Consider the following 25,155-nt stretch of genomic DNA (forward strand, 5'->3'; position numbering starts at 1 on the left):
GTGAGCCGTTCGCGCAGACGGCTGATGAGGAGCTCGTCGTTGGTGTCGATCGTGCGCATGGATGTGGTCTTCTCTCGGTCGTTGGGGACGGCGCCTGGCTCGGCGCTCGTTGGCCGTTCTGTGGTGACGCCGGGGAACGTATGCCGGAGGCTGGGTGCCTACGGAGCGCGCGCGAATCCGAGCAGTCGGCTGTTGCTCAACTTGTCGCCGCTGCCCTTTCCTCACGCAGAAGTTGGATGCGGGCGGCTTCTGCCCGGGGGCCGTGGACGATTCGGGCGAGCTGAGCGATACAGAGCCGGACCGGGCTCGCTCCAGGGTCGCCAGGGGGGCCACGACGGTGACCGTCCGACCATCCACGTCGACCCGGAAGGTCTTCTCGCCGATGCGCCGCACCGTATAGCGGTGACCGGACAGGTCGCTCACAGTCCACCGGCCGTCGCCGTCTCCCTCAAGCTGTACGACACTGCGGACCAGGTCCAGCGGGGTGAGTGCAGGATGTACGAGGTCGACGTGCTCTCCGAAGGCATCCGAGGCCATCCGCCGGGTGGCGTAGTCACCAAGACGGCCACAGCCCTGCTCGGGGCATGTGAGCTGGTAGGGCTGGGATGCGGGCCCGGTCTTGCGGATCTGCGGTTGCAGCGGAAGTTGTGGCGCCGCCTGCTGTGTTTTCTCGTCCACCGGTTCTGCGCCGTCCTCTTCGTTCGCGGCGCCGACGGCGTCCGTGTCAGCCGAGGAGGGGTGCGTCGGGCAGGCGCTGGTGTCGCGCACGAACTCGAGCTGGACGCGGGCATCCAGCTGCTTGTCGAAGTGGCATCCCGCGTTCTTGCACTGGGCCCGGTACTCGCGTCCGGGGCAGTCCTCGCCCTTCCGGTGGGGACAGGGCTCTCCGTTGGCGTGCACAGGCTTGATGCCGGCGCGGTGACGGACCTTCACGAGATGCCGGGCGTCGGCTGCGAGGGCGGGAGCGTGAACACTTCGCGGCTCCGTGCACCTGCCGTTGTCGTTGGAGCGGGCGGGCATGTCAGTTCTTCCTTGTGGTCCGGTCGTTGCGGGAGGCGGCGTCAGAGGCGCCTTCGCATATGGGGGCGTCGCAGCAGGTGGTCCTGCCGTTGCTGTTGAGGGTGATGTCGGTTTCCCCGCAGTCGCCGCAATGCGGGGTGAAGCCGCAGGGAGGCACTCAGGCCCCCTTCTTTGCGGGCAGGGGGACCGGCGTAAACGCGTTGACGTAGTCGACCCGGCCGCCGGTCGCCGAGCCTTCGGTGAGCTGCCCTCCCACGGAGCACAGGGTCTGCAGTACGTCGGCCGACAGCGGCTTCGGGACGCCGTCCAGGACGACCCATCCCTGGAGGGTGCTGTGTCCGTCCGCGTGGACGGTGCAGGCGGTGATGCCTGCCGAGTGGCTCGGGCCGTGGGCTGCGAGGAGGAGGAACGCCGCGCGGGCCAGGTCCGGGCCAAGATGACGGTCGTGACCGGGTGTCGGTGCGGTGATGACGAGGGTGTCGCCCGGGAGGTCGGTGAAGACCTTGAGGGTGTGCTCGCCGTTTCCGAGCTGGTGGACTATGCCGCGCAGCAGCCCTTCCTGCATGCGTCCGAACAAGGCGACGTACAGGTCTGCCGGGAGGTTCTGGCGGGCTGCCTCGAGTCCGATGGCGTCTCCGCACCGGCGCAGCGCCTGCCGGGTTTCCGCGTGGTGGTCATCTGCTGCCGGGTCGGTGTCCATGGCGGTCGCCTTCTCTGTCGGGTCGCGGGGTGGCGATCGGAAGCTACGCAGAGCGCCGACGAGGTCGACAGGTCCGGCGAATTTGATCTCCTGACAGACCAAGGGGCGGTCGTAGCCAGCCCGTTGGCCCGCCGCGGGGGTGCGCGCTCACGGGCGGAATGCCGGACAGGGCGGCTGAGGGGCGGTAGGTAACAAAAAGGGGCCCCGGCAGGTGTCTGCCGGGGCCGGGGGCGGAGGATGTGCCTGATCAGCCGAGCGGTAGGGCTTCCTGCTGCGTGGCGGCTCGTCCGGGGCACGTACGAGACGAGGCAGCAGCGGGGAGTTTCCGGGCCAGGTAGTCGGGCCAGGCCCTGACCGGCCCGTCATGGGCGATCTCGTACGTGCCTTCGGCGGTGGTGCTGACCGGCAGAGGAACGAACGAGTCCGCCGATCGGATCGCGACGTGCCAGCCCAGCGGGCTGTCTGCCCCCAGGCTGGCTTGGGGGCATCGGCCGTGGGGATGGGTGAAGTACAGGTGGAGGCCGCGTCCGGGCGTGAGTACCGAGAACGTCTCGACGGGGAACCTCGCTCCCTCTTTGTCGGTCAGGTCGGCCAAAATGTCCGCGCCGTCCTGGATGCCTGGGGAGCGGTGACGCAGCGGCGGCAGTTCCCGGTTGGTCGGCACCAGGTCGAGGACGAGGAGGCCGGACGGGCAGGGAGCGAGGCCGACGTTGTACGGCCCGTGGTCCCAGGCGGCGTTGATCTTGTCGGTGTCGGAGGTCGCCTTCTGCTGCCAGTTCTGGACAGCGGGCGTGGTGGTGCCGGGCCGGAGAGGGAATACCCGCCAGCCTCGGGCGGCGGCCGCGAGCGCGGCGGACTTGAGTGTCTGTCGGGGTGGGTGGTCGGGGCTCACGGTGGAGGGCTTTCTGGCGTCGGCAGCCGCGCGGCCGTCGTGCTGACGGCCGCGCGGCCTCTTCATCGGGCGGTGGGGCTCTGCGTCTGCTGGGGAAACACGGTGCGCACGGCATCGGCCAGGGCGCGTCCCAGCCACTGGGTGGCCCGCCGGAAGGTGCCGGGGAAGAAGTAGAGGAGCACGCTCACGGAGCCGACGAAGCACACGAGCGACAGGTGTGCGGTCACCCACGCGACCGTGATCATCACAGCACTGACGATCATGCACAGAGTCTCGAAGAGCAGCATCGTCGCGTTGGGGAAGGCGATGGCCAGGAGGCCGAGTGCGAGGAGAAGTCCGAGCTTCGAGCGCATGAAAGTCACCTTTCGGGGGTTCCGGCAGTCAGGCGGTCGGCGCCGCCGATGCAAAGTCCGGGTCTGCGGAGAACGCTTCGAGGGCCTGCTGAGCCTTGATGTGGGCGGCTACCGCCCAGCTCTTGATCCTTTGAACCTCGTAGGACTGTTCGTGGTCGCTGACCTGTGCTCGGAGCTTCGCAGTGCCCGCCTCCACCCCCCGAAGGTCGGCGAAAAGGTCGGGCGTCCGTGCCCGCTCCAGCCGGCCGACCAACTCCACCAGGCTCCGAATCTCGGGCGTAGGGCCGAGCCGACGCTGGACAGTCGCGATGTCGTCTGCGATGTCGGCCATCCGGATCCGGAGCTTGTGGCGGTAAGGCCGCGGCGTCGGCCGGGTGCGGCCGACGGGCCAGAGGAATCCGACGTCCTTCATGTCCTGGCTGCTGACGAACAGCGGATCAGCGTACGAGCCTCCCGGGCGGGCCAGGGACACGACCACGCACCCGTTGCCCAGCCGGGTAACGGCCTGCACCTCTGCGGCCGGACGCCACGCTCGCGGGTACAGCGATCCGTCCTCGGCCCGGCCGTACACCGGGGTACGGATGATGTCGTCCTCGCCAAGATCGTCCCAGTCGCCCCATGCCCATCCTTCGGGCACTGCACCGCGCGCAGCGTCCTGCTCCTGCTGACGTGCAGCGGATTCAGCGGCAAGGTCTCCGAGCCACACGAGATCTCCGGCGGCTTCGCGTCGCGTGTCGTACTCCGGGCCGGAAGAACCCGTGCCCGCCCGCTGGTACCGCCACTTCCTGCCCCCGCCACGCCGGCTGACGATGCCGAGCTCACCGAGGCCGTCCGCTGACACCACGTACGTGTAGGAGCCGCTGGTGCTGCGGATGAGAGGTCCGAACTTCGCACGGGCCTGGTTGTCAGCCTTGCGCTGGATCTCCTGGTTCTGGAACGCGGCCCGGGCGGCGTCGTCCGCGCGCTGCTTCTGAATTCGCTCGAGCTCCCTGAGGCGGCCGACGAGAGCGCAGACGGCGATGCGGCTCGGTTCACCGCGGGGTATGTGGGGCCCTTCACCAGTGGCCAGGAGATGCCGTCGGTCCCACTGGAGGAGAGCAGCGATCTCGCCCGTGATGGATGTGTCGTCGAGCTCGGCAGCCGGCGTGACTGATGCGGGCATGGGCGGGACGTCTGCTGGTACGGCAGTACTCATCGAAGGCTTCTTCCGACGCGGGGAGGGCTGTCCTGTGGCCAGAGCTGACCAGAGGGCACCCCCTCGGTGGCCGCCGCGGCGAATCCGGGGCCGCACGGGCAGACCGCTCGGTGTAGGCCCGGGCTCTGCCGCTGGCTCCTTCAGCTTGGGGAAGACCGGACAGGTCCCGGTCGGCGAAGCGGGCAGAGTACCTGCGAGCCCGGGAGGCCCGGCTTCTGCCGGGCCTCCCGGGCGGGCGCGCTTCAGATCCGGCGCGCGCGGACCTCCAAGATGCCTGGTGCCCGGTGCGCCCAGACGGCGCCGTCGGGGACCAGCACGCTGTGTGTGTTCAGCAGCAGCGTCGCTGCCGTGTCGGTCGGTGGCTCGGGCGAAGCCTCGTCCCTGCTGCAGACGGTGGAACGGGAGCGCTGATCATCGTAGATCTCCACGCTCCACTGCCGTGAGGCGCGGATGAGGCGGACAGTGACGAGATCGGCAGAGGATGCTGCGGAGGTGATGGTGTTCAACCGAGAAGGCCTCCCTCTGAGCAAACGGACGTCGGCGAGGTTAGGAGCAGCCACTTTCAGGGAGCGCCCCCACGCGGAATCAGGGACGCTCCGGTCGGCTGGGTCCTGCTTGGTGCCTCAGCGACATGCTGCGAAGTGAACCGGTCACCAGCGGCGGACCGTGCTGGTGGTCTGCTCCGCGCAGGCCACCAGCGCGGTCATCACGGGGCGGGGTACGCGTGTCGTCCGTGCCGTTCCCGCAGGGCTGTGATCGTTGCCGGCGCATGGGGCGTGGCCGAAGGGTCGTCCAGCACGTCTTGGAGGACCCTCCAGTACGTGGCCGTCGGCAGACCAAGGCGGTCTTGGATGTACGTGTCCTGCGCGGAGGTGTCTCCCAGCTCGGTGACATGGGGGGCGGCGGCGAGGACGAGGAGGGCGTCGCCGGTCAGTGCGTTCATGAGTTCCCTTCCCGTAGTGGGCTCCCGCGTCAGCTGGCGGCAGGCGTGGCGGGGTTGTTCTGGCAAAGGTCCATGGCGTCGCCGGGCTCCTCGGTGCCGCCGGCCCAGCCGACACGAGTGCCGCCGGGGGTGGTGCTGTAGCCGTAGCAGTGCCACCCGGCGTGGGTGGCACCGGGGAGATTCCAGTCGTGGGCGGCGTGCTCGGTGGTGCCGTCGTTCGTGCACTGAGCGGGGAACCGGCCGCAGGGGAGGGCGGGGGCGTAGATCGTGAGGGTCATGCGGGTGGCGTGCTCCCGGGGGTCGATGGGGCTGGTCGGGGTTGACGCCACCGAAGCTAGACGTCCGAGGGCGCCTCCCCGGAAAGCTGGCGAATTCGGGCTGCTGGTGGCGTTCGCTGGAAGGCGTGGGCCAGCGGGCCATATCCTCGAAGACGCGCCTGCTGGCGGGGAGCGAACCGATCCACCGCCCGGACAAGGAGGGTCTCCATGACTGCGCAGCCTGTAGAGCCGGCACCGCGGCACCCCCGCAAGACGCTGCGCGGAATCCGGGAGGCTCTGCCTGCCGATCAGGTGGCGGCGTTCGAGACCGAACGCGATGGCCTCGACCTGGAGGACCTCACGCGCGTCGCCGCCTTCAGGGACAAGTGGTGGGCTCGGGCGGTGACCGCTCGCGATGCGCAGCTGGATTCGGACAGCGACGCCGGCATGGCCGGCGACCTGGACCTCGCGGAGCCGTGGTCGCTGGCGAGTGGCCAGTGAGCAAGAACGACGGCCGTTCTTCACAGCCGCCGGGAACGTGGCCGTGGGCCCCGTCCAAGCAGGCCCGCGCCCAGTACGAGGAGCTGACCAATCACCCGGCCGCCCCGACACCGCAGGATGCCGTCGACGCGATGATCCGTCGGATCATCGCGGATCCGTACCGGGCAGGGTCGACTCGTTCACCGAGCCGGCCTGAGTGGGACCGGGTGGCGGCGGAGGGCTCCTTGGTGATTCCCTACCAGGTCCATGATCCGGAGCGGAATACGCAGGCCAAGCAGCGTTTCGTGATCATTCTCCGCATTGTGTGGGCGGACTGACGCCTAGCTGTGCCACGCGGCCTTCCCACGTCTAGACGTCGCTGGGCCTGGGCCTGTGCCGCTCAGCCAGGCCTCGCAGCCACTGCGGAGTCTCGTCGGGCTCATAGGTTCCCAGCATCTGCCAGCCGGACGCCCGCTCGTCACCGATGCGGCCTTCCGGGCCGAGGCGATAGCCGGTCACGGTGGCCTTGAACGGCGTGTAGGCCGCCTCGTCCGGCCGTTTGCGGTACTCGATGACGACCGCCTCCGGGTCGAGGATGTACGCCACGTCGGCGCCGTCCATCACCACATACGCGGGAGCGCCGGAAACGATCATGTAACGCGTGACGTCAGTCATCGTGACCGTAGCGGTGACCTTCAACATCTCTCCTTCGGCCGGGCCGTTCGATCGGGAAGCGACGGTGGCCCGGGCCCGGCAGGAGCGGGATGTCGTCCCTGCCGGGCCCGGGGCTGTCAGGCCTTGTCCGTCTTCTGCGGCATGACTGCTGCGACGGAGTCGGCAATGGCGCGGGCCAGCCAGCGGATCGCCCTGGGGATGGCGGTGGGGTTCGTGCGGGCCAGCACAGCGACCGCGCCGATGCAGCAGAGGAAGGTCAGGTGAGCCTTGACCAGCGCTGCAACGACCAGCACGGCGCTGATCAGGGAGCAGACGATGCTGAAGAGGACCATGCCCAGGCTCGGGAGCGCCGCCCACAGGAGACCGAGTGCCAGGATCAGGGCGAGCTTCGAGCGCATGGTGTGTCCTCCGAGGTCGGGTCGCTTTGACGAGGTGGAGATTCGCACCGCACGGCCCGGTCTCCTCAGCGCGCGCGAAACCGGGGAAGCCGCTTGAGGACGTGTGAGCGGGGTGAAGTGTTTCCGAGCCGAAGCCCTTGCTGGGCCGTAGGCGTCCCGGCCGGGTGCCAGGCGGCGGGAGCAGGTGCCCATGATTCAGGGACGAGCGGACAGTGGAGCTGTGGAGCGCGGCCCACGTGAGTCGCGCTCCGACGGTGACTCAGGCGTCGTAGGGCGGACGGCCGGGGCAGCCGTACGCGGAAGGCGCCAGGTCGACGAGTGCGTTCCACTCGCCGATGGCGTCGCACACGGTGCACCGGCCCATGGGGCCCTGGTCGTCGATGTGCTGCTGGCCGATGGGGAGCACGTGGTGCGGGCGGGTGAGGTCCGGGGTCCGCACGGTGGAGATGACGACCTCGTCAGTGGGCTGCAGCATCGCCGTGCTCATGTGGCGCTCCTTCGGTCCGGGCTGCTTTTGATCAGCCGCTGTCTTCTGGAGCTGAAGGTAGGTGGCCTCGGCGGAAGACCCGTCGGCGCCGCGAAAGCCCCCCTTCTGCTGTCCGGCAGCACACGTCCGCAGCTGCGCGGCGGTGTCGTGTGCTGCCGGACAGCGCGCTCGCCTGGAGCACGCGGCCTCCCGCCCGGGCCGGCGGTACCCGTCCGGGGACGATGACCTGCATCTGGCTTGCCGCAGGAGTCAGCAGCCTGGCCGTACAGCCGGTGTCGATCGTCGCTGATCGCCGGGGGTGCCGCGGGCCTGTCGAGTCGCGGCCGCGGGCATTCAACATCCGGGGAGAGCTCCGCCTTCGTCTGCCCACGTTTGCTCGGCGAGCTCCGCCGCGCGCGCCTCCTGCTCGACGATGGTCACTGGCCGGGCGCACCGGCGCAGCGTCCACTGATCGATCTGGGGCAGCTTCCTGGCGATCGTCTTCGTGTCCTCTTTGTTCCGGCGCAATCGCCGGGCGACCACGTAACGCGCCTCGTACGCAGACTTGTCGTCGGGATGGATGCCTTCGGAATGCAGCCGAACCAGGAAGAGCGCGGTGTCGCCCATCGGCGTCACACGGATCCTCCGGTCCTGCCCCCGTCCGACCGACAGGTACCCTGCCCGCGCCAGCATGAGTGTCCGCTCCCGGCTCACACGGCGCCGGCCGTTCCACGCAGATCCGTCCCGGCGGTACAGCTGCCCGGTCGCCGCCTGCTCCATCACGGACACCATGCCCTTGGACCAGCCGAGTTTCGGCACATGGTTCACCGCGATGTAGCGGGCCATGGTCAGCCGGTGCCGGTTGTCGGCATCCATACCCGTGCGCTTGCGCTCCTCCGCTTCATACCGCGCTTCCTCTTTCCGGCGCTCCCGTTCCCGACGAGCTTCCTCATCCGCCATGGCCTGAGTCCACGGCTCGGCGATGAGCTCAGCCAGCTCGGAGGCGGTGGAAGGCATCCTGGCGGCTTTCTGCGCACGCTCGGCCGCCGCGATGGCGCTGATCACGTAGTTCCGGAGCGTCGACGCTGTCACCGTCCCAGCGTCTTGAGCCACCCACTGGGCATACCTCTGCGCGTCCAGGAACTCGGCGTGTGCAGCCCACATGGCCGCGTCCAGGTGCGCGGTGTCCCTTCCGCGGCTGCGGGCCACAGCGTGTTCTGCGGCGTCAGCCGCCACGCTGGCCAGCCTTACAGCTTCCTGCGCCACGTCCGACGAACCGCTCGACAGGCTCTGCCCGCTTCGGCGCCACCGGCACGGGTCGCGGGGCAGGCACGCCGAGCACGGCGCCGCCCTCCCCCTCCCAGCCGAGGAGACTCGACGGGTCCGACTGGATATCCGGCAGTGTGCGGGGAGGCGCGAGGAGCTCGCGGTACTGCCCGGCCCGCTTGCGGTGCTCGGCCGCCTTCCGGGTGAGCTTCCGCTGCTGTTCGCGCAGCTCCTTCAGCTTCTGCCGCGTGGCAGTGAGAAGCGCCGGGGCCCGGTCCTTGGCAGCGGCCAGGTGCAGGGCCTCCGCGTCCGGCCGCGCGAGGTACCGCAATGCGAGTGCCCGCAGCACACCGGACGCCCGCCGTTCGGTGGCCACCGGCGCGGAGCAGCCGGTGGTGGGAGAGAGCCGTATGCGGGCCGGCAGCCGGTCGGGGGTGGTCAGGGTGATACGTCCCGTGTCGCCGCTGCTCCAACCGCCGCTCAGGCGAACGGTGTTGATGGCCGGTTCATCGCGTGCTTCATGGCCGTAGCGGCTGGTCGGGATACCGTACGTGACGCTGATCCCTTCCGGCCACGGGGTGCTGCTGTACCGGTAGCGCTCCACGGTGAACGATCCGGCGACCCTGGCACCCTGGACGTTGTAGACCACGCTGCCAGGCCGTGTGCCGGTCGGGGCGGGGGTCTCCCGTACGGTCAGGATGCCCATCTGGTGACCGTGACGGTCGTAGAACGGCACCTTCACGGGGGTCGGGTCGGCCGGAAGGACAGCGCCTGCCCGCCGGCGCAGGATGCCGGTGAGCTGGTTGACCGTTCGGCGGGCCGAGACTCGCTGGGCGGTCACTTTCTGGACCTCGGCCTCGAGCTGGTCGGCCTGCTGCTCCTCGTATTTGGCGTGCTCGTCTGCTCGGGCGACCGCGGCCGCCAGCTTCAGCTCGGCGACATCGTCGCGGTCGCGCCACAGCTCCAGGAGGCAACGGACTACGGCTTCGGTGCGTTGGCGGGTACCGTCCGGCAGTCGTTCGGTGAGGAACGTCCGGCCGGAGGCTACGGCGTACGGGCCCAGGAAGTAGCGCGTCGGGATGGCATCCGGGTCGAGCCCGGCGGTGTGGCCGTGGACGCTGACCCGGTAGACGACGGGCTCGTCGGGCCGCGGTGTGTAGTAAGTCTGCGGCTCGAGTCCGTCGCCGTACTGCACCTGGACCGTCGTGGGCAGCACGGTGCCACCTCGCTTGGCCTCCGGGGCCACGATGAAGGTGCCCTTGATGTGCGGGCCGGTGACCTTGAACTGGACCCGCCCGTGGGGCAGAACGGTGTCGTGGATGGTCAGCGTGCCGATGCCAGGCACGCCGACCGTGCGGGGCGTATGTGTCGGCGCAGACATGGTCAAGGCTCCAAGGCGGATCGAGTGGGTTCAGAGCCCTCGTGCGCCACCGCGATCTGCACGGCGGCTTCGGGGCGGGAGCGAAGGTACGAGGGGGACCTTCGGTGCGCACGGCACGGCGAATCGGCGCCTGCGATCACAGAAGGTGGGCCGTCCACGGCCCGCGGACGGGGCGCCCTTCCCGGGCGGCTCTCACCTTCCGATGGGTGCGACCGGTCGGCCCTGTGCCTGGGGCGCCTGCACCCCGCGGCGCCGGCGGGGTGCAGGGACGGCACGAGGAGGTGGGGACGGACAGGCCGGCCGCCCCGGATCAGGTCCTCGACAGCCGCCAGCCCCGGGAGGAACCCCGGGGCTGGCGGCGTAAGCCGGTCACGCCGCGTACGTCAACGCCTTCGACGGCTTCCCGGTGTGGCTGCGCAGACCGCGCCTGCGGAGTGGGTCGTGCCGCTGCGGGTCCACCGGGACGACCGTGGTGATCGGGTCTACGTCTTCCGGGAGCAGGTGGAAGTTGACCCAGTGCGGTTCGACGAACATCGTGACCTCCTGAGTCCGCTTCGGGCCGGTCCAGTAGCGGTGGAAGTGCCCGGCCCGCTGGTGCGGCGCTCGCTGCACTCCGGAGGGCACACCATCGCCTTCCGTAACCCTTCCAGCAGCGCGTCTGGCCGCGTGGAGGCGAGGACCCACGCGCCAGCCGACCTCCACGAAGAAAGGATCCCGGTCGCGCGGCGCAGGCCTCTTGCGCTTCTTGCGGGTGGGCTTGACGACGGGAGGTTCGACGACGTCCCGGTTGTCGCAGCACAGGTACACCAAGATGCTGAGAGCGGGCTTCAGCAGGGCCTCGAACAGGGCAAGGACCGGCTTCTCTTCAGGGGTGCGTGCCCATCGGGCTTCCGCTCGCGCTGCGGCGAAGCCGACCGCCTGCTTCAAGGTGAACTGCCGTAGCCCGGTGGGGACGTGGAGGCGTATGTACGTCTGCTGGCGCACCTCTCCGGTGTCGTCGTCGAGCAGGTCGATGACGAAGAGCAGACCGAGGCCCTCGATGTCTTCGTCGGTGTACGTCTGCCGCTCGGGCAGCTGGTTGTACCCGTGGACGAAGAAGCCTCTCACCAGCCCGTCCGACTTCTGGTAGCGGATCGGCCACGGGTCCGGGAGAACGACCAGCGGATTGATGTAGGGCAGGTGGTCGAAGATCCTGCCGGGCAGCTCCTTGTACGTCGATCGATACAGCTCGGCGGCCAGGTGCTCGTTCACATCGAACGTCACCCGACCACGCCGGGCCCACATCCGGTAGATGCCGACGTGAGAGGCCTCGTCGATCAGGTCGGCCTGGTCCGCAAGGGTGAAGCGAGCCGGAACGTAACGCGGCGGGGTGACCACGCGGCCGCCGGAGAGCTGGTCGAGAACGGGAGCGATCCACACGTGGTTCGAGCGGAGCTGGTCCTCGCGGGCCTTCAGCTCCTGGACGAAGACCTCGTTGATGTCGTGGGTGCGCAGCGCTCGTGCGTGAGAGTTCGGCATGGCTCTACCTGGTCGTTGGCGGCGGGGGTCCACGGAGCCGCCCGGAGGCGGGGCCGTGGCCGAAAGCTACGAATGCGGAGGTAGAAGCTCATCTGGTCGCGAATGCCGGACGGCGGAGGGTGAGCCGGAGCTGGTCGTCGGCCTGTGTCAGGACAGGCCGGGCGCTGCTCAGGGCGTCCCACCGCCGCCGTCAGCCGGTGTGCTCGTCGCGGTTCTGGACCGCTGCTCCGACGATCACGAAGGTCACGGGCACCACGGCGGGCAGCCAGATCCACCCGTCGGCTCCGCGTACCCAGTCCGTGAGCGTCAGGGCACCTACGCCGAACACGATGAAGCTGAGGTAGCCGGCGTTCATCAGGTGCCGGCCCTGACCCCGCAGAAGTCTGCGACAGCGCCGGGCATGAGCGCGGGGAACGTCTGGGTCCTTGGGTGGGGTCACGGTGGCTACTCCTTTTCGTGGCGTCCGTCCGCCGACTGTCGCGGCCGCAGCGGACAGCGCGGCCCGCGCCGGCTGACTGGTTGGAGGAATACGGAAAGAAGGGAGGGGGCCGCAGGAGCGGCCCCCTGGGGGTGGTCGGTCAGGCGTTGGTCAGCGCGCGGGCGAGCGCACGGCCCACGATGGGCCCGAAGTTCGTGGGGTCGCTCAGGTACTCGACGTGAGCGCCGTTGGGAGCCCAGCCACCGTCCTTGACGCTCAGCCAGAGCAGCAGCACGCCCGCGCGGGTGAGGTGGTCGGCCGCCCGCTGCACATTCGGCGTGTTGGGCAGGTCCCCATCGGTGATGACCACCGCGACACGCGCGCCGGACTTGCCGGTGAGGTTCAGCGCACCGTCCAGTGCGTAGAGGGACTGGCCGCAGCCGTCAGAGCCGCCGCCCATGACCGGCACGGGGACGGTGAGGGGCCGCTTACCCGGCTTGATCAGGGCTGTGGCTACGGCGGAAGGGTTCCACCCGTTCCAGGCGACCGAGGCGACGGTGCCCGCCAGACGCGGGGACGCCACGGCATGGGCGAGGGCCCATCCCGTGGACGCAACCGGCGCGATCCAGGGGCCCATCGAGCCCGACACGTCGAGGCTGATGCCGACCGTGAGAGGCGGGTTCTCCTCCTGACGGCGAGAGGTGCGCTGCCACGGCAGGGCCGACACCTCCGTGCGAGCCCGGATCTGCGCCTCGCGGCGCACGACCTCTCGCATGACCATGCGTCCGGGCGGGGCACTGACGGCGCGTGTCGTGCGGTTCACATCCCGGTACTGGGCCTTCGACAGAGCGTTGAGCAGCGCGCGGGCCTGGCGCTGCTGGCTCTCGTCGGGCTTGGCCTGCTGAACCGCGATCTGCTGGAACCCGACGCCGCCGCCGGTGAACACGTCCTGCGCGGCCTTCTGCGCAGCCTGGCGGCCGCTGTAGTCGGGCCGCTTCGGGAGGATGACGGCGATCTTCGCGTGCGCCGATGCCACAGCGGCGCGAGTGATCTGGTCGACAACACGCTCCGCCACAGACGGGGTGTTCTGCTGGTCACCGTCACCGTCGCCGCTGCCGCCGTCGCCGTTCTCGGCCCGGGAGGGGTCACCCCAGGTGAACGCGCCGCACGGCATCATGACGGTGATCGAATCGCCATCGTTCTGCCCGTCCTCGGCGTCGCCCGAGCCTCCCTGACCGGTGCCTCCCGACGGGGAGCCGGTGCCCTGCCCGCCCTGGCCCTGGCCCTGGCCCTGGCCCTGGCCCTGGCCCTGGCCCTGGCCCTGGCCGTTGCCGCCCGCTTCGCCGTTCTGCTGGTCGTCGTCCGCGTCGTCCTGCGCGAGGCGGGCAACGCGTGCTCCCAGGGCGAGAAGCCCGTCCTGGTCGTCGTCGTCCAGCTCGAACAGCTCACGGAAGATGCCGTTCAGCTCCGCCATCACAGCGTCACCGAGAATCCCCGTCACCTGATCGGTGACCGGCTGCACTTCATCGTCCTCCAGCACCCCACCGGCCGCGCGGCCCAGGATGAGCACTGCCTGGTGCACTGCGCCCGGCACCGACTTGTCCTCGTGCCCGCCGCTGACACCGGTCAGAAGAACGTGGCGGGTAGACGCTCGCAGCCACGCCCGGTCGCCCGGCCGGTCCTGAATCAGCCGGTGCTCGATGCGGGGCTCTTCCAGGATCGTGGCCCAGCGCACGGCAGACGCGCTGTGATGCCGGGTGGGAGCGAACTTGGTGTGCTTGGCGTGCGCGGCCTCGTGGGCGATGGCACCGGCGAACGCCGGGTGTGCACAGCGGTCGGCCCACGCGTTCGGGTCGATCAGCGCCGGGTTCGGCTGGCCCTCAAGGAGCTGGTCCGGGGCAAAGCGGCCCTCGGCCAGCGCCGGGTAGAACTCCGCGTACTTGCTCTCCGGAGCGCCGGGGTGAACGACCGCGATCACGTCGTCACGTTCCGAGACGGTCGAGAGCCAGTCTCCGGTACGAGCCGACAGGGCGAGCCATGCCGGGTGCGTCACGTCGTCCCAGGGGGAAGTCACGGGCGCTTTGGTGCGGGCGGTCATCGCGGGGGCCTTTCGGTCGGCGGTTCGTTGCGCCCTGATTGGGCCACCGCCCACGGCCTTGGAACGACTCGCCGCGAATCCAGGAATCTGAAGGTGTAGAAGGCCTTGTGGCGCCTGGAAACCGCCGCGGACAGCGTCGCCGTGCGCTCGGGGGAAGAACCCCTGCCGGCTGCCGTCGGTGGTGTCTGCCTCCGGCACGGGCCGTGGAGCATGCCTGCGGAGCGATGCGTGGCTCACCGCCCGCTGAGCTGCACAAAGCCGCTGAAACTCGGAGGACGGTAGGCCGTTGACGGGCTCACAATCCGCGCCCAGAAGGCCCCAACTTGCGCCGGACAGCCCGAAGTTGGGCGTTTGCCGGGGTTCTCATAAGTTCAGGGCATCGCAAGATCCCTTCCCGAACGAGACACCCGGAGTTCCTCATGTTCCTTATCGGCTTCAAGGTCCAGGACCCGTCCAGCACTCAGCAGAAGACGTACGTTGCCGTTGCCACCTCGACCGGCTACTGCCACACGGCGAGCCAGGGCACCGGTCGGCCGACCTACCGGCGGGCCAACGCCATCGGGGACTCCGGCACCACGAACGCGACTGAGCTGGCGAAGGCCCCCTGGCGTGCCCTCCAGTCGAAGTGGAACGAGAAGACCAACCACAAGAGCTACAGCAACATCCTGATCCAGCCCATCGTGATCGATGACTCCGGCCTGTCGGAGGAGGACTCGAAGGACGCACGCAAGACGATCGAGTACTTCGAGGTGGAGTCGAAGAACCCGACCGGTGGCCACGTCCGTGCCGACGAGCCGCGCAAGCTGGGGCAGATGTTCGTTAAGGGTCAGCTCTCCCAGGCGGCACAGTCCCCCGTGGTGGCCCCCCGCGCTCAGGCGGTCGACCAGCGCGACCCCATGATCAAGGGTGAGCCGGAGTACTACCGGCCCAACGGGCAGATCTACCGGCCGCGTGACCTCGGCGGCCACCACGACGTGGCGCTGCTCAAGCACCTGCGCACTGCCGGTATCCCGGTGCGGCTGTACGGCCTGCCCGGCACCGGCAAGTCCGCTCTGGCGGAGGCCGCTTTCGGCCGGGACCTGATCACGATCAACGGTCACGGTGACATGACCGTCTCCCACTTCGTGGGCTCCTACCTGCCCCAGAACGATGGCACGTTCAAGTGGGCCGACGGTCCCCTGACCCGTGCGATGAAGGAGGGGCGTCCGCTGTTCGTCGACGAGATCACCCGTATCCCGTCTGAGGTCCTGGCCGTGCTGTACTCGGTTCTCGACGGGCGCGGGACGCTCAGCCTCGATGACAAGCCGGACGCGCCTGTCGTGCAGGCCAAGCCGGGTTTCTACGCGCTGTGCGGCTACAACCCCGAGGGCATCGGAGTGCGACAGCTCGATGACGCCCTGGTGTCCCGCTTCGCGGTCCCCGTGGAGGTCACCACCGACCTCGACGCGGCCAAGGCTCTGGGCGTCCCGGCGAAGTTCATCCGGCTCGCGGAGAACCTGCGCACGAAGGACGCCGAGGACCGTAAGGCCGGTGGCGCTGGGGTGTGGGTTCCCCAGATGCGTGAGCTGCTGCTCGCCTCGACGGTGGCCAAGACGGCGGGCGTGATGTTCGCGGCGTCGGTCATCGCGGGGCAGTGCCCCCGACCGGAGGACGTGCCGACCGTGACCGAGGTGGCCTCGAAGGTCTTCGGGGCGTCCGTGAAGGCCCTGGCTCTGGGAGGTCAGGTCTGATCGTGGAACCAACCCGCTGTTGCGGGCCCCGTTCGAACGGGGCCCGCAACAGCGGGTTGGTTCCACGCCGGCCGCCGGACAGCACCTGCACTTGGACGCATAGGAGTGCGCCGCTCCTGAACACGGTGCCCCTCGCTCTCGGTGAGTCCCCTTCGGTGAAGAGGGCGCGCCCTTTCTCCCTGGGCAGCCACGACCGAGGACGAGCGGACCATAACCAGCCGGAGCCCAGACATGGCTGACGCCGGTACCCAGAGCGCTCTCGATACCGGCGTCAATCCTTTACGACGCTCGATCAGGCCATGACGGAGCGCTTCCTGCTGGCCTCACCGTAACGACCCAACCAGCGGGATGGCCAGCGCACCCTTGCGGCTCCGATGATCTACGCCGCCCGAGCCTCAGCAGCGGCAAGCCCCGGCCGGACCTAACCGCCCCCATGGGTGCACCGCTGCGCCCCGGTCGGCCTGTTCTCTGCTGGCTTTCGCCACGCGGTGGCCTGATGGGCGGGCGTGGAAGGCAGCTCGGCCGGAACGCAGTAACGGCTGTCTCGCTGCCTGGCCGTGATCAAAATGGCCCGGCGGGAGGTGACCAGGTTGGCATAGCGCGCGGGCGGCAACGCCAGGACGCATCAGCACCGAGTACGGATAGGCAGCGTGAACGGTGTGCACTGCCTGTACGTAACCACCGTGCTTACAGGGGTTTCCGGGTGGAGGGAATCCAGTGAGTTTCGCTCAAGCGCCTCCAGGCCGGCCGCCCCTGTAGAAGCGGCCGGCGCCGAGGGATGCCAAGGCAGGACAGGTGGCGAGGACGGAGTGGGTCCCTGTACGGATCGCTCGGCAGTTGCACAGCGGTGCCGGGCGCCGACAGGAGCTTGCTGGCCGCCGCCCGGCACCATGCCGTCACGACAGGGCGGCCACCACGGCATCCAGATCGACGACTTGCAGCCCGGTTGTTGGGTCTCGCACCCAGAGCGTCGGCAGCAGTTCCTCGACGTCCTGTCCGAGGTGAGTGCACCAGCCTTCGAGGTCCAATCGGGCGTCGTCGTCCAGACACGCCCGCCAGCGGCCTGCCTGCTCGGATTCCTGAAGCCAGACCCGCCCGGCCTCTGTCCGGCCCGTGTAGGTCTTCATGCTGACCGTGAAGCCCATCTGGAGGTATCGAGCTGCCGGATGGTCAGCGCGGATGCGGGCGGTGATGAGGCCGAGGCTGGCCAGAGCAAGACGTGTCCGAGCCTGCCGGACCTGCTCGGCGTCATGCTCTACCGCGGCAAGGAGGGCGTCTGTGTCGAGTGGAGCGGGCTGCGAAGGCATGGTGTGGGGCTCCTCGTAGGAGATCTGGGCTGCCCGAAGGGCGCTCGGGAGAGCGAGACGGCAGACCGGGGGCCGTCGGGCGACGGCCCCCGGTCTGCCGTCAGCTCCAGGTGATCGGCTGGCCGGTGCCCTGCGTGCGGCTTGCCAGCGTGTGCAGACGCCGCATCCCAGAGAGCCGCACCGCGCCCTTGGCGCTTCGGTCTGCGGACGCGACGGTCATGGCCGACAGCAGACGGCTGACGAACTGGTCGGCCGGGAGACTGCGCACCGTGTCGTCGAGGTTCATGCGGCGCAGGATGTTGTCGGCCGCCGCGGTCGTCAGCGTGGTGGACGTGCCGGGCGCGGAGAACGTGGTGTGCATGGCCGATTGGTCCGTTCCGTGAGGGCTGGTGTGATGGCTGCACTGCACCACGAGCTCCCGCAGCGATCGACCGGGCGCGAGTCCGGGCGTCGGAGACGCCGGCCTGCGCTTTATGCCACGGCCGTCGATGTCTGGACAGGTCGACCTGCCGAAGGTGAGCCACCGACCCTTCCCCGTACGGCACTGGGACCAGTACGGACTCCGGGCGTAGCGAGGTACGCCCGGAGCCTCCGCCAGTCACTTCCGCAGGCGACGCGTCACGTCCGAGAGGTAGGTTTCCCAGCGCGAGCTGCCGAGAGGCCCGGATATCTCACGCTTCTGGAGGTCGTACGGGTAGACGCGGACCTCCGCGCTGAACAGGCGGGCCAGCGTGACGACGTCCTCCAGGAGCGCGACCTCGTTCTCCTCTTCCGACGCCCACGCGGGGCGGCAGACCAGGTAGGCCCATTCCCGGCCCTCGCCGAACGGCCACCCTCCGTACCAGCGCAGCTCACCGGAGGGCAGGAAACCCCAGACCTCCTTGAAGTTCTCCCAGTACGCCTCAACGGTCGCCAGAGGGTGCGTTGCGTACCGCTCGCGGTGGATGACCGCGCGAGGCCGGTCGAGCATCCAGGTGATGCCTTGGGGGTTGTTGCCCAGCCCACAGCCATCGAAGTCGTCGACCGGGGCGGTGACCGTCCATACCTCCTCTTCCGTCCAGGGGCCGCCGTCCATGCCCGGGCGCTGGGCGGGCCCGATGCCGCCGACGACGACGGTCTCCGTGCCGTCACCGTTGTCGCGGACGAACGCGGTGTTGGTCGCTCCTTCGTCGTTCAGCGCACGGAAGCCGGGGCCAGGCGTCCAGGTCGGCGCGTCGACGAACGCGTCGGGCGGGAAGATGAGCGCCACTCCGACCGTGCCACGATCATTTCGGTCGGTGGTCTTCCACGACTGGTTGATCGTCCGTTCGATGCGACGGCGAAGGCTGCGCTTCATTGGTCCGCTCCTGGAAGGGGTTGGTGACTCGGTGGCCGGTGCGAGCTGGCAGTGAGGAAGTTACGAGCTCGCCAGGCACGTGCCGAGCTGCCGCGAAACCCACTGTGGGAGCAGGGTTAGAGCTGCGGCCGCGGACCTGATTGGCAGGGGGCAGGCCGAGGTGAGGGCGCTGGCGCATGGCGGACAGCGTCCGTGTCCGCTGCGTGGGGCGCCCAGTGAGCATGTGGCCGGCGGACGCGCGTCCCCCATGCAGATGACGAGAGGCGCACACGCCCGGGCCGGGGCGTCCCGGCCCCCGGCAGTGACCAGCGCTCGGCCAGCTACCGGGGTGGAGCCGTTCAGCAGTAGAAGCGCCGGGCCCGCAGTGAGCGGGCGACGTACGGCACGGCCGCGTCCTGGTGCCGCTCGGCGACGTGGCGCACCGCCTGGGCCCGGGCTTCTTCTGGGGTGCGCGTGATGCCGCTTCGTGTGCAGTCGTAGGACATGCGCGCATCGGCGCGGTTCCCGTTGCGGACCGGCACGCTGAACACGTGGACGCCGCATGCCCACCCGTACGGGTGGGAGTGGTTGAAACGGTGCCGGTAGGCGACAGCCAGCGGCCCGGGAGCGCCAGGCTGGGTGAGCCACGCGCTGATGACGTCACCCCGGTCGGGGTGGAGCACGTGCGCGGTGACCAGCCGCCACGACAGGGCGAGGGCGGGCCACCGCTCAGGCGGCAGCGGATGGTCGGTGACCAGCGGAGGAACGGCAGGGAACTCGGGCCAGTCGGCGGGGGCCCCGGGGGGACGTGTCAGGGTGTCGGGCATAGGTGCAGGGCCTTCGGGTCGCGGGTCTCAGCGCTGCGTCGCTGCGGTTCAGAGGTACGCCGCCAACGCGGTGATGATGTCGGCCTGTTCGGTGAGCAGGTCGGCGACGTCTTCCTCGATGGCGGAGAGGGTGACGGGGTCCTTGGTCTTCTCGTAGTGACCCTGGATGGCGGCCAGGTCGTTCAGCACGCACTCGTAGTCGTAGAAGGAGATGGGCCTGCCGTCGCTTCCGCTGCTGGTGGCCCCAGCAGCGATAAGGGCACCCGTCAGCGCTGCCGAAAGCCCGGTCCACGGGGCGCTGTAGCAGAGGGTCAGGCAGGCCATGTCGGCTCCTTCGTCTTTGGTGGGACGGTAGGAGCCAGAGAGCGGTTGATCACGGGCCCGCGAAATGCGCGGACGCCGGATCCGGGAGTCGCCTGGGCCGCTGCCCTCGGGGGGAGTGTCCGGAACGGACAGGGCTGGGTTGCTGACCAGGACGCACCGCCGCCGGCCTCACACGCGCGCCGCCCTGGGCGATGCGCTCCATCGCATTGCCCAGGGCGGCACGGAGCCTAGTCGCGGAGGAGAGCGTCCGGCTCTGCCCTCTCGAATCCGCCTGCCCTCGGCCAGACCACGGTGATGTCGTTCCGGCCGCACAGGTCGGCAAGGTCGGGGCGCGGGTGGGACGGAAGGAGCATGACTCGTCGCGGGGTCGGGCTGAAGAACCGGCGCATGTCGAGGAGTTCACCGTAGGCCGCGCGTACGTACGTCCGGGCGACGCTTCCCGCGCACGCGACGATCTCGTTCGTGCTGTGGTCGATCAGGTCGACGGGCAGGGGGATGAGTTCACGAGCCGGTGTGACGGTGTGACGGCGGACGTCATGGCCCAGGGATCGCAGGTGGGAGCTGTAGCTCCTGAGTAGCTGCTCTGCGACGTCCTCCATGAACGTACGCTCGCGTCCCTGTTCGTCGCCGGGCCGGGGGCGGAAGGGAACGTCGAGGTCACGCTCCCGGACGATCGTGTGATGGCTGAGGGGGTCCACGGTGAAGACGCCGCTGGGCGGAGGGGTTCCGTCTTCGGGCGCGAGCCGGAAGACGTAGCCGGTGCGGTGGGGCTGGTCCGGGACGCCGATGACCGGCAGCGGTGTCTGTACGTAGGGGACGTCGTTGTCGAGCCGGTAGGCGCCGAGGTAGCGGACTGAGGGGCCGGGCACCGTGGAGAACAGCCGCAGTGTGCGGCCTTCGTTCTCAGCGTGGTCGGCGAGAGCACGATTGCCGTTCCTGATCACCTGTTCCCGGTCTCCCTGGCCTTCCCCCTGGAAGTGGTAGTGCCGCCCGGTCCAGCCATCGTGCTGACTGTCATGGGCCCCTGGCGACGTGAAAAGGCAGATGTTCGGTGTCGTCTTGCTCGGGCTGATGCGGCCGTGAGGTCGACCGCCGACGAGCTGGTGAAGGTCGGACCGGCTGATGGTGGCGCCGGGACGGAGAGGGAAGGGCATGGCAGGTCCTTGCCTGGGAACGGGTGGACGCCCGGACCGTAGGCAAGGAGGCGTCGGTGTGACGACTGCTGGCGAATTCCTCCTTGCCCGCGGATTGAGACCCAGCCGGGTTCGGACAACGAGCGCCGACCCTGGTTGAAGCGTTGGCGGCCGCCGTCCACCTATCCCTGCATGGCGGTGGCCGCGTCGTCGGTGTGCCGAGAGCAGAGGAACCCCAGAATCCTGCTCACGTGGTCGACGCTGCTCAGACCGTTCAGATCCGTCAGGACGACTGTTCCGGCCGGCTCCGACTCAGGTGTCAGGGTCCAGCGCCTGGTGCCCGCGCTGTTGTCCGTGGTGACGGCCACCCGCTGGCCGCACGGGCAGGTCACCTCGATGTCGTCGAGGAACGACCACACTTCCCAGCCCTGCGGAGCCAGGTCGTTGTGCAGGGTGGTGGCCAGGGCGTCCAACGGGTGCGGGGGCTGCGGAGCTGGGCGCTGCTCGGGGCTGAGGAACCAAGTGCTCATGACGCGCTCCAGTGACTGCCGATAGCCGCGAGGAGACGCACAGCCTGACCTGCGGCGACATGGTCATCAGGGGTGTTCGCTGCTGTGTCGATCACATCCTGCGGGCGGAGGGGCATGAACGCGGCCTCCTGCTCGGTGGGGAAGTCTGCAAGGTCCACGAAGCGGCTGGGGTCGTAGTCGCGGTAGTCGAAGTCCTGCACACAGATGGTGATGACGCGGCCGTCGTTGCTGAGGTAGCGGCGGTAGTGGACCTCGCGTTTCCATCTCGCGGGGCCAGTCATGTCCAGCGGCATCATGGTGCTCCTGATCGGTGGTCTCGGTGGTGGTCAGAAGCTACGAGCGACACCCATGAAGACGGGTGATGCGGCGAGATGAGGTGTCCGAGCCTGCTTGCTACCTGCGCAGATGCTCGCCGGCGGGGACAGCTGCCGGACGGACCCAGCGGGCGGCACGGCCGCCCGCCCGGTCACTGTTCGAGGGAGGCCATGCACCTCTTGGCTTCCTCGTACTCCTCCTTGGTGATCACATTCGCGGCGTGCAGACCGAGGAGGTACGTGCGCAGCCGGCCCTTCGAGGCCAGCCAGCCGCTCAGCGACCCGATGCCGTCGCTGCCACCGAAGTCGGCCCAGTACACGAGCTGGTCCCCGGCGATCTCGTTCAGCCGCTCGACCAGCGCACGACGAGCCTCGCGCCGCGCCACGATCCCGTCCCATATGACCTTCGCAGCGGCCCGCTCCTCGTTCTCCTCCGCTTCGGCCACCTCGTAAGCCCGTTCCCACTCCCCGAAGAGGTGGTGGCCGGTGATCTGCTCCCGCAGTGCATCCATCGATCCGAGACGGCCGATCTGGCGCTTCGCAGCGGGGATGTAGAACTGCCTGGAGGGTGCGTCCTTCACCCACGGTTCACCGAGCCGGGCCAGATCGGGCGTCCCGTTCCAGGTCCCGTCAGGCACTGCGACCGGGCGGACTCGTACCGTCTTGGCGCCAGTGGAGACCACTCGCCACACTCGGGTGCCGGCTTCGCGCACGGCGTCGCGCGCGCTGAGGCCCGTCAGCGTGGCCGCATCCGGTCCAGCGCCGAGGGTCACGATGAGGTCGTCGTCCTGGAGCTGCTGCGCTGACGTGACACGGCTGAGGCCCGGCGCAGATGCCGTCGGCCAGAGGTCCAGCCAGACCTGGTGGGTGAGAGCCGCGGCAGTGTCCGACGCCTTGGAGTGGATCACGGGGGTTCCTAGCGGGTGAGGGGGTGGAGGTGTTGGCGCAGCGGACGTTAGCGGGCGGCATGGCGCGCCCCGCGCTCGCGCGAGTTGAGACCGGGCTCGCCGGCGGCCGTGCCGTCGCGGGCCTGAAGCCGACGGACAGGAACGCTGGCCAACAGGTACCGCGCGGGCCCCTCTTTCGGTCAGTACCGGAAGGGGTCCGCGCGGTCCCTGCTGGTCAGCGGATGAAGTCGGCTCCGACGATCACGTGGTCCTCGGGCAGGTTGTCGAGGTAAGCGTTGACGCGCTGGTGGTACTCGGCGGCCGCCGTCTCGGGAGCCTGGGGATCCGCCCAGGTCGGGCTGACAAGCCACGTCCCGTCGAGCTGAAGCAGGCTGTTCCCTGTGACGGCCTGGACGCGGGCACGCTCCACGAACGCATCCCGGTCCAACGCGGCCAGGGCCTCCTGATCAGCCCAGGAAAGCCGCGCTTCCGCCAGACTGACGGCGACCTTGATGTGCGGCTGCTCCCTGAAAGCGAGCCCGGCGTACACGAAGTCCTTGGCGTCAGAAAGGTAGTCGGCGAGCGGCCTGACCGGCGGCATGGTGGCTACGGCCTGGGCCCAGGCGTCGTGCAGGCGCGCGGCACGATCAGCGGCCCGAGTACGGCACGCGTGCAGGTCGAGAAGACCGACCGGGCCGCCCGCGTAACGGACGGTGGTGCCGCCGCTGACGCGTATGAGCTGCGGGTGGTTCGGGTCGGCTCCGTTCCGCAGAGGGAAGGTCCCGGCGTACTGGTTCTCGGGGTGGGTGACCAGCACCCGTTCCCAGCCGCCAGGCAGGTCCCAGAGGGTGTCTTCGGCCTCGTTGGCGAGGTCGCTCGCGGTAGCGTCCGGCTGCGGGTCCAGGTGAACGAGGGCGTGCTGACTGGTCACTTACTGCGTCCGTTCGGTCGAGAGTCGCGGGGTCTTTGCCCGCCGCCGGGCACTGCCCGGCGACGGGCACGGGGCGGGTCAGGCGGTCGGCAGGGCGTGGTGCCGGTACGACAGGCTCCGGAGCGCGGTCGCCACGTCGGCGGTCAGGTCGGCATCCGGGGTCTCCCGCACGGTCTGGGCGGGGACGGTGCGGCGGACCGGCACAAGCGCCCAGGAGATGTCGGTGTAGCTGTAGGCCAGCGGCGTGATGGTGATGCGGTCGCACAGCGGGGTGGTGGCAAGGATGTGGTCGAAGCGCGCGGTGATCGTCCAACTGCTGCCGAGGGCGTTCTGCAGGGCGGTGGCCAGGGTGTCGATGGTGGCCGTCTGCGTGGTCTGCGTGGCGGTCTCGGTCATCGCTTCTCTCCTTCGTGCGGTCAGCCCGTGGCGGCTGGCACGACAGAAGTTAGGTTTTACAGCGGTCTGGCTCGATTTCTCGCGAATCTGCCGCTATGCGGTGACCAGAGCCGAGGCAGACGAGGAGCAGAAAGCCCCAGCTCACAGCCGCAGGCGGGGGCGCGCCGGAGCGGACAGCGAACGGCCGCGTCACCTCCTCGTTCAGCGCTCAGCCCGTCGAGATCGCACGCCGCCTCTTGGCGGCTCCGATGACCACCTGGAAACGCTGATCCGCTGGCACTGACCGTGCACACGAACACCCGGCACGTCTCGAACGTGGATGTACCGGGTTTGACCACCGCGGGGACGGTGACGGGCACCAGGTAGGCCCAAGCACTCCCCGCTCGGCGCGGGTGGGGGCGGCGCGAGCGGCCCCGCGTGGATGCCCTGTCAGGGATTGCCGACGGTCAGGCCGCCGACGGCTTCAGGCTGCCCGTCCAACGAGGGTGCGTCATCCGGTGAATCTCCTTACGGCACTTGCGGCACACGTGCGTGTCGATCGACCGCGTATGAGCGAGGCGGCGCAGACGACGGCTGTGGAAGTCTGCGAGCGGGCGATGACTGCCGTAGGTGCGCAGGTGGCCGCTCCTCTGCCACATCGCCGCCGACCAGCCGAACCCGAAACGGACCTGCACGGGGGTGGGGGGCATCTCGACAAGGGCCCCGCACAGTGCCGGCGAGCGCGTCCAATGCCCGCTGTTGTTCTCGTATCCCAGGGGCAGGGCGTGGAGAAGTCCACGCGCGCCGCGGCCACTGTGAAGGAGCGCAGCAGTGTCGCTCTTCGTCATCCCGATCTCCTCGTGCGTTCAGTTCGTGGTGACTGGCACGGCGGAAGTTAGGTGCGCGGGAGGCACCGATCCCATCTCCCGCGATACGTGGGAACGCGCTCCATGTGCCCGGCGTACTCCGGCCCAGGCCGCGATCGTCGCGGCCTGGGCCAAGGGCGTTGCCGCCGGCGGACATCTGCTCCCGGGTCGACCGCCGTCATAAGGCGTCGCGCGGTAGCCGTCGGTAGCGCCAGCGGCTCATCGGACTGCCCCGGTCGGCGCGGCGGGCTCGGTCAGCGTGTCGGCCCACTGGGCGAGCGCCTCGAAGTCGTCCAGGTCCAGTCCGACGGCGGGGTCGATGTCGTACAGCAGCGCCGCCCCGGTGTGGTGCTGCCGGACGTAGGCTCGGTCGGCTGCGCTGAGCTGGTCATCGAGCCAGACGAACGGGCGGCCAGCGGCGTGACGGATGACGTCGACGGTCTTGAAGTACGTGCCGCCCGGGCCGTACCCGCCCCGGGTGCTCCAGGTGACGACGGGTAGCTCGGGCAGGCCGATCCGCGGGCTGACGTACGTGTTCGCCTCGTCCTCCCAGGTT

At 69.4% G+C, this 25,155-nt stretch carries 30 protein-coding genes and 1 pseudogene; 3 read left to right on the plus strand and 28 right to left on the minus strand.

Annotated elements, in window-relative coordinates:
- Window positions 1-1,177: 1,177 nt before the first annotated feature.
- The 7 genes from VN520_RS25305 to VN520_RS25335 all read right to left on the minus strand — a co-directional run bounded on the left by VN520_RS25305 (window position 1,178) and on the right by VN520_RS25335 (window position 5,381).
- Window positions 1,178-1,720, minus strand: coding sequence for a hypothetical protein (locus VN520_RS25305; RefSeq protein ID WP_325749245.1), 543 nt, complete (start codon window positions 1,718-1,720; stop codon window positions 1,178-1,180).
- A 247-nt stretch (window positions 1,721-1,967) separates the two neighbouring features.
- A complete protein-coding gene (locus tag VN520_RS25310; protein WP_325749246.1) occupies window positions 1,968-2,678 on the minus strand; it encodes a bifunctional DNA primase/polymerase in 711 nt (236 codons plus the stop codon).
- On the minus strand, window positions 2,675-2,965 hold the full coding sequence (locus VN520_RS25315) for a hypothetical protein (RefSeq protein ID WP_325749247.1): 291 nt from the start codon (window positions 2,963-2,965) through the stop codon (window positions 2,675-2,677). The genes VN520_RS25310 and VN520_RS25315 overlap by 4 nt, the downstream gene beginning before the upstream one ends.
- 28 nt (window positions 2,966-2,993) lie before the next feature.
- Window positions 2,994-4,160 (minus strand): hypothetical protein, encoded by a 1,167-nt coding sequence (locus VN520_RS25320; RefSeq protein WP_325749248.1) that lies wholly within the window; start codon window positions 4,158-4,160, stop codon window positions 2,994-2,996.
- Between the two features lie 242 nt (window positions 4,161-4,402).
- Window positions 4,403-4,666, minus strand: a complete 264-nt coding sequence (locus tag VN520_RS25325; RefSeq protein WP_325749249.1) for a hypothetical protein — start codon at window positions 4,664-4,666, stop codon at window positions 4,403-4,405.
- Window positions 4,667-4,866: 200 nt separating this feature from the next.
- On the minus strand, window positions 4,867-5,103 hold the full coding sequence (locus VN520_RS25330; RefSeq protein ID WP_325749250.1) for a DUF3263 domain-containing protein: 237 nt from the start codon (window positions 5,101-5,103) through the stop codon (window positions 4,867-4,869).
- A 29-nt stretch (window positions 5,104-5,132) separates the two neighbouring features.
- Window positions 5,133-5,381 (minus strand): hypothetical protein, encoded by a 249-nt coding sequence (locus tag VN520_RS25335; protein WP_325749251.1) that lies wholly within the window; start codon window positions 5,379-5,381, stop codon window positions 5,133-5,135.
- A 207-nt stretch (window positions 5,382-5,588) separates the two neighbouring features.
- On the opposite strand from VN520_RS25335, the gene VN520_RS25340 reads away from it, so the two are divergent.
- Both VN520_RS25340 and VN520_RS25345 read left to right on the plus strand, forming a co-directional pair.
- On the plus strand, window positions 5,589-5,861 hold the full coding sequence (locus VN520_RS25340) for a hypothetical protein (protein WP_325749252.1): 273 nt from the start codon (window positions 5,589-5,591) through the stop codon (window positions 5,859-5,861).
- Window positions 5,858-6,178 carry a hypothetical protein gene (locus tag VN520_RS25345; protein WP_325749253.1) on the plus strand — a complete coding sequence of 107 codons (321 nt, stop codon included), beginning with the start codon at window positions 5,858-5,860 and terminating at the stop codon, window positions 6,176-6,178. Before VN520_RS25340 ends, VN520_RS25345 begins: the two co-directional genes overlap by 4 nt.
- A gap of 31 nt (window positions 6,179-6,209) precedes the next feature.
- Here VN520_RS25345 and VN520_RS25350 read toward each other — a convergent pair whose 3' ends face one another.
- The 8 genes from VN520_RS25350 to VN520_RS25385 all read right to left on the minus strand — a co-directional run bounded on the left by VN520_RS25350 (window position 6,210) and on the right by VN520_RS25385 (window position 14,036).
- Window positions 6,210-6,515, minus strand: coding sequence for a hypothetical protein (locus VN520_RS25350; RefSeq protein WP_325749254.1), 306 nt, complete (start codon window positions 6,513-6,515; stop codon window positions 6,210-6,212).
- 116 nt (window positions 6,516-6,631) lie between these two features.
- Window positions 6,632-6,913 (minus strand): hypothetical protein, encoded by a 282-nt coding sequence (locus tag VN520_RS25355; protein ID WP_325749255.1) that lies wholly within the window; start codon window positions 6,911-6,913, stop codon window positions 6,632-6,634.
- 259 nt (window positions 6,914-7,172) lie between these two features.
- Window positions 7,173-7,400 (minus strand): hypothetical protein, encoded by a 228-nt coding sequence (locus tag VN520_RS25360; protein ID WP_325749256.1) that lies wholly within the window; start codon window positions 7,398-7,400, stop codon window positions 7,173-7,175.
- 333 nt (window positions 7,401-7,733) lie between these two features.
- A complete protein-coding gene (locus VN520_RS25365; RefSeq protein ID WP_325749257.1) occupies window positions 7,734-8,471 on the minus strand; it encodes a hypothetical protein in 738 nt (245 codons plus the stop codon).
- 133 nt (window positions 8,472-8,604) lie between these two features.
- Complete coding sequence (locus VN520_RS25370) at window positions 8,605-10,026, minus strand: hypothetical protein (RefSeq protein ID WP_325749258.1); 1,422 nt, start codon at window positions 10,024-10,026, stop codon at window positions 8,605-8,607.
- Window positions 10,027-10,395: 369 nt separating this feature from the next.
- A complete protein-coding gene (locus VN520_RS25375; protein WP_325749259.1) occupies window positions 10,396-11,544 on the minus strand; it encodes a hypothetical protein in 1,149 nt (382 codons plus the stop codon).
- Window positions 11,545-11,734: 190 nt separating this feature from the next.
- On the minus strand, window positions 11,735-11,983 hold the full coding sequence (locus tag VN520_RS25380) for a hypothetical protein (protein ID WP_325749260.1): 249 nt from the start codon (window positions 11,981-11,983) through the stop codon (window positions 11,735-11,737).
- Between the two features lie 139 nt (window positions 11,984-12,122).
- Window positions 12,123-14,036, minus strand: coding sequence for a hypothetical protein (locus VN520_RS25385; RefSeq protein ID WP_325749261.1), 1,914 nt, complete (start codon window positions 14,034-14,036; stop codon window positions 12,123-12,125).
- Window positions 14,037-14,479: 443 nt separating this feature from the next.
- Between VN520_RS25385 and VN520_RS25390 the strand changes: the two genes are divergently transcribed.
- Entirely contained in the window at window positions 14,480-15,790 is a 1,311-nt protein-coding gene (locus VN520_RS25390; RefSeq protein ID WP_325749262.1) for an AAA family ATPase, read from the plus strand.
- 896 nt (window positions 15,791-16,686) lie between these two features.
- Here VN520_RS25390 and VN520_RS25395 read toward each other — a convergent pair.
- The 13 genes and pseudogenes from VN520_RS25395 to VN520_RS25455 all read right to left on the minus strand — a co-directional run.
- On the minus strand, window positions 16,687-17,097 hold the full coding sequence (locus VN520_RS25395; RefSeq protein WP_325749263.1) for a hypothetical protein: 411 nt from the start codon (window positions 17,095-17,097) through the stop codon (window positions 16,687-16,689).
- Window positions 17,098-17,197: 100 nt separating this feature from the next.
- Window positions 17,198-17,458, minus strand: coding sequence for a hypothetical protein (locus tag VN520_RS25400; protein WP_325749264.1), 261 nt, complete (start codon window positions 17,456-17,458; stop codon window positions 17,198-17,200).
- A gap of 237 nt (window positions 17,459-17,695) precedes the next feature.
- Window positions 17,696-18,433: a hypothetical protein gene (locus tag VN520_RS25405; protein WP_325749265.1), complete on the minus strand. Its 738-nt coding sequence runs from the start codon at window positions 18,431-18,433 to the stop codon at window positions 17,696-17,698.
- A gap of 338 nt (window positions 18,434-18,771) precedes the next feature.
- Window positions 18,772-19,239 (minus strand): hypothetical protein, encoded by a 468-nt coding sequence (locus tag VN520_RS25410; RefSeq protein WP_325749266.1) that lies wholly within the window; start codon window positions 19,237-19,239, stop codon window positions 18,772-18,774.
- Between the two features lie 48 nt (window positions 19,240-19,287).
- On the minus strand, window positions 19,288-19,563 hold the full coding sequence (locus tag VN520_RS25415) for a hypothetical protein (RefSeq protein WP_325749267.1): 276 nt from the start codon (window positions 19,561-19,563) through the stop codon (window positions 19,288-19,290).
- Between the two features lie 227 nt (window positions 19,564-19,790).
- On the minus strand, window positions 19,791-20,717 hold the full coding sequence (locus VN520_RS25420) for a hypothetical protein (RefSeq protein WP_325749268.1): 927 nt from the start codon (window positions 20,715-20,717) through the stop codon (window positions 19,791-19,793).
- A gap of 161 nt (window positions 20,718-20,878) precedes the next feature.
- The gene (locus VN520_RS25425; RefSeq protein WP_325749269.1) at window positions 20,879-21,226 is read right to left on the minus strand and encodes a hypothetical protein; all 348 of its coding nucleotides are present in this window, start codon (window positions 21,224-21,226) and stop codon (window positions 20,879-20,881) included.
- Complete coding sequence (locus VN520_RS25430; protein WP_325749270.1) at window positions 21,223-21,507, minus strand: hypothetical protein; 285 nt, start codon at window positions 21,505-21,507, stop codon at window positions 21,223-21,225. Before VN520_RS25430 ends, VN520_RS25425 begins: the two co-directional genes overlap by 4 nt.
- Window positions 21,508-21,692: 185 nt before the next feature.
- Window positions 21,693-22,448 carry a hypothetical protein gene (locus VN520_RS25435; protein WP_325749271.1) on the minus strand — a complete coding sequence of 252 codons (756 nt, stop codon included), beginning with the start codon at window positions 22,446-22,448 and terminating at the stop codon, window positions 21,693-21,695.
- A gap of 214 nt (window positions 22,449-22,662) precedes the next feature.
- Window positions 22,663-23,358, minus strand: a complete 696-nt coding sequence (locus VN520_RS25440; protein WP_325749272.1) for a hypothetical protein — start codon at window positions 23,356-23,358, stop codon at window positions 22,663-22,665.
- A gap of 78 nt (window positions 23,359-23,436) precedes the next feature.
- Window positions 23,437-23,754 (minus strand): hypothetical protein, encoded by a 318-nt coding sequence (locus VN520_RS25445; RefSeq protein ID WP_325749273.1) that lies wholly within the window; start codon window positions 23,752-23,754, stop codon window positions 23,437-23,439.
- A 446-nt stretch (window positions 23,755-24,200) separates the two neighbouring features.
- Entirely contained in the window at window positions 24,201-24,581 is a 381-nt protein-coding gene (locus VN520_RS25450; protein ID WP_325749274.1) for a hypothetical protein, read from the minus strand.
- A gap of 237 nt (window positions 24,582-24,818) precedes the next feature.
- Window positions 24,819-25,155, minus strand: a pseudogene (locus VN520_RS25455) (hypothetical protein); the annotation flags it as partial.

The sequence above is a fragment of the Streptomyces sp. genome (assembly GCF_035563135.1).
Classification (GTDB): domain Bacteria; phylum Actinomycetota; class Actinomycetes; order Streptomycetales; family Streptomycetaceae; genus Streptomyces.

Excerpts from the sequence above, each read along its gene's own strand:
- VN520_RS25305 (WP_325749245.1), bottom strand. The coding sequence starts at position 1,720 with ATGGACACCGACCCGGCAGCAGATGACCACCACGCGGAAACCCGGCAG.
- VN520_RS25310 (WP_325749246.1), bottom strand. The coding sequence starts at position 2,678 with ATGAAGAGGCCGCGCGGCCGTCAGCACGACGGCCGCGCGGCTGCCGAC.
- VN520_RS25315 (WP_325749247.1), bottom strand. The coding sequence starts at position 2,965 with ATGCGCTCGAAGCTCGGACTTCTCCTCGCACTCGGCCTCCTGGCCATC.
- VN520_RS25320 (WP_325749248.1), bottom strand. The coding sequence starts at position 4,160 with ATGAGTACTGCCGTACCAGCAGACGTCCCGCCCATGCCCGCATCAGTC.
- VN520_RS25330 (WP_325749250.1), bottom strand. The coding sequence starts at position 5,103 with ATGAACGCACTGACCGGCGACGCCCTCCTCGTCCTCGCCGCCGCCCCC.
- VN520_RS25335 (WP_325749251.1), bottom strand. The coding sequence starts at position 5,381 with ATGACCCTCACGATCTACGCCCCCGCCCTCCCCTGCGGCCGGTTCCCC.
- VN520_RS25340 (WP_325749252.1), top strand. The coding sequence starts at position 5,589 with ATGACTGCGCAGCCTGTAGAGCCGGCACCGCGGCACCCCCGCAAGACG.
- VN520_RS25350 (WP_325749254.1), bottom strand. The coding sequence starts at position 6,515 with ATGACTGACGTCACGCGTTACATGATCGTTTCCGGCGCTCCCGCGTAT.
- VN520_RS25355 (WP_325749255.1), bottom strand. The coding sequence starts at position 6,913 with ATGCGCTCGAAGCTCGCCCTGATCCTGGCACTCGGTCTCCTGTGGGCG.
- VN520_RS25360 (WP_325749256.1), bottom strand. The coding sequence starts at position 7,400 with ATGAGCACGGCGATGCTGCAGCCCACTGACGAGGTCGTCATCTCCACC.
- VN520_RS25370 (WP_325749258.1), bottom strand. The coding sequence starts at position 10,026 with ATGTCTGCGCCGACACATACGCCCCGCACGGTCGGCGTGCCTGGCATC.
- VN520_RS25375 (WP_325749259.1), bottom strand. The coding sequence starts at position 11,544 with ATGCCGAACTCTCACGCACGAGCGCTGCGCACCCACGACATCAACGAG.
- VN520_RS25390 (WP_325749262.1), top strand. The coding sequence starts at position 14,480 with ATGTTCCTTATCGGCTTCAAGGTCCAGGACCCGTCCAGCACTCAGCAG.
- VN520_RS25395 (WP_325749263.1), bottom strand. The coding sequence starts at position 17,097 with ATGCCTTCGCAGCCCGCTCCACTCGACACAGACGCCCTCCTTGCCGCG.
- VN520_RS25400 (WP_325749264.1), bottom strand. The coding sequence starts at position 17,458 with ATGCACACCACGTTCTCCGCGCCCGGCACGTCCACCACGCTGACGACC.
- VN520_RS25405 (WP_325749265.1), bottom strand. The coding sequence starts at position 18,433 with ATGAAGCGCAGCCTTCGCCGTCGCATCGAACGGACGATCAACCAGTCG.
- VN520_RS25410 (WP_325749266.1), bottom strand. The coding sequence starts at position 19,239 with ATGCCCGACACCCTGACACGTCCCCCCGGGGCCCCCGCCGACTGGCCC.
- VN520_RS25415 (WP_325749267.1), bottom strand. The coding sequence starts at position 19,563 with ATGGCCTGCCTGACCCTCTGCTACAGCGCCCCGTGGACCGGGCTTTCG.
- VN520_RS25420 (WP_325749268.1), bottom strand. The coding sequence starts at position 20,717 with ATGCCCTTCCCTCTCCGTCCCGGCGCCACCATCAGCCGGTCCGACCTT.
- VN520_RS25425 (WP_325749269.1), bottom strand. The coding sequence starts at position 21,226 with ATGAGCACTTGGTTCCTCAGCCCCGAGCAGCGCCCAGCTCCGCAGCCC.
- VN520_RS25430 (WP_325749270.1), bottom strand. The coding sequence starts at position 21,507 with ATGACTGGCCCCGCGAGATGGAAACGCGAGGTCCACTACCGCCGCTAC.
- VN520_RS25445 (WP_325749273.1), bottom strand. The coding sequence starts at position 23,754 with ATGACCGAGACCGCCACGCAGACCACGCAGACGGCCACCATCGACACC.
- VN520_RS25450 (WP_325749274.1), bottom strand. The coding sequence starts at position 24,581 with ATGACGAAGAGCGACACTGCTGCGCTCCTTCACAGTGGCCGCGGCGCG.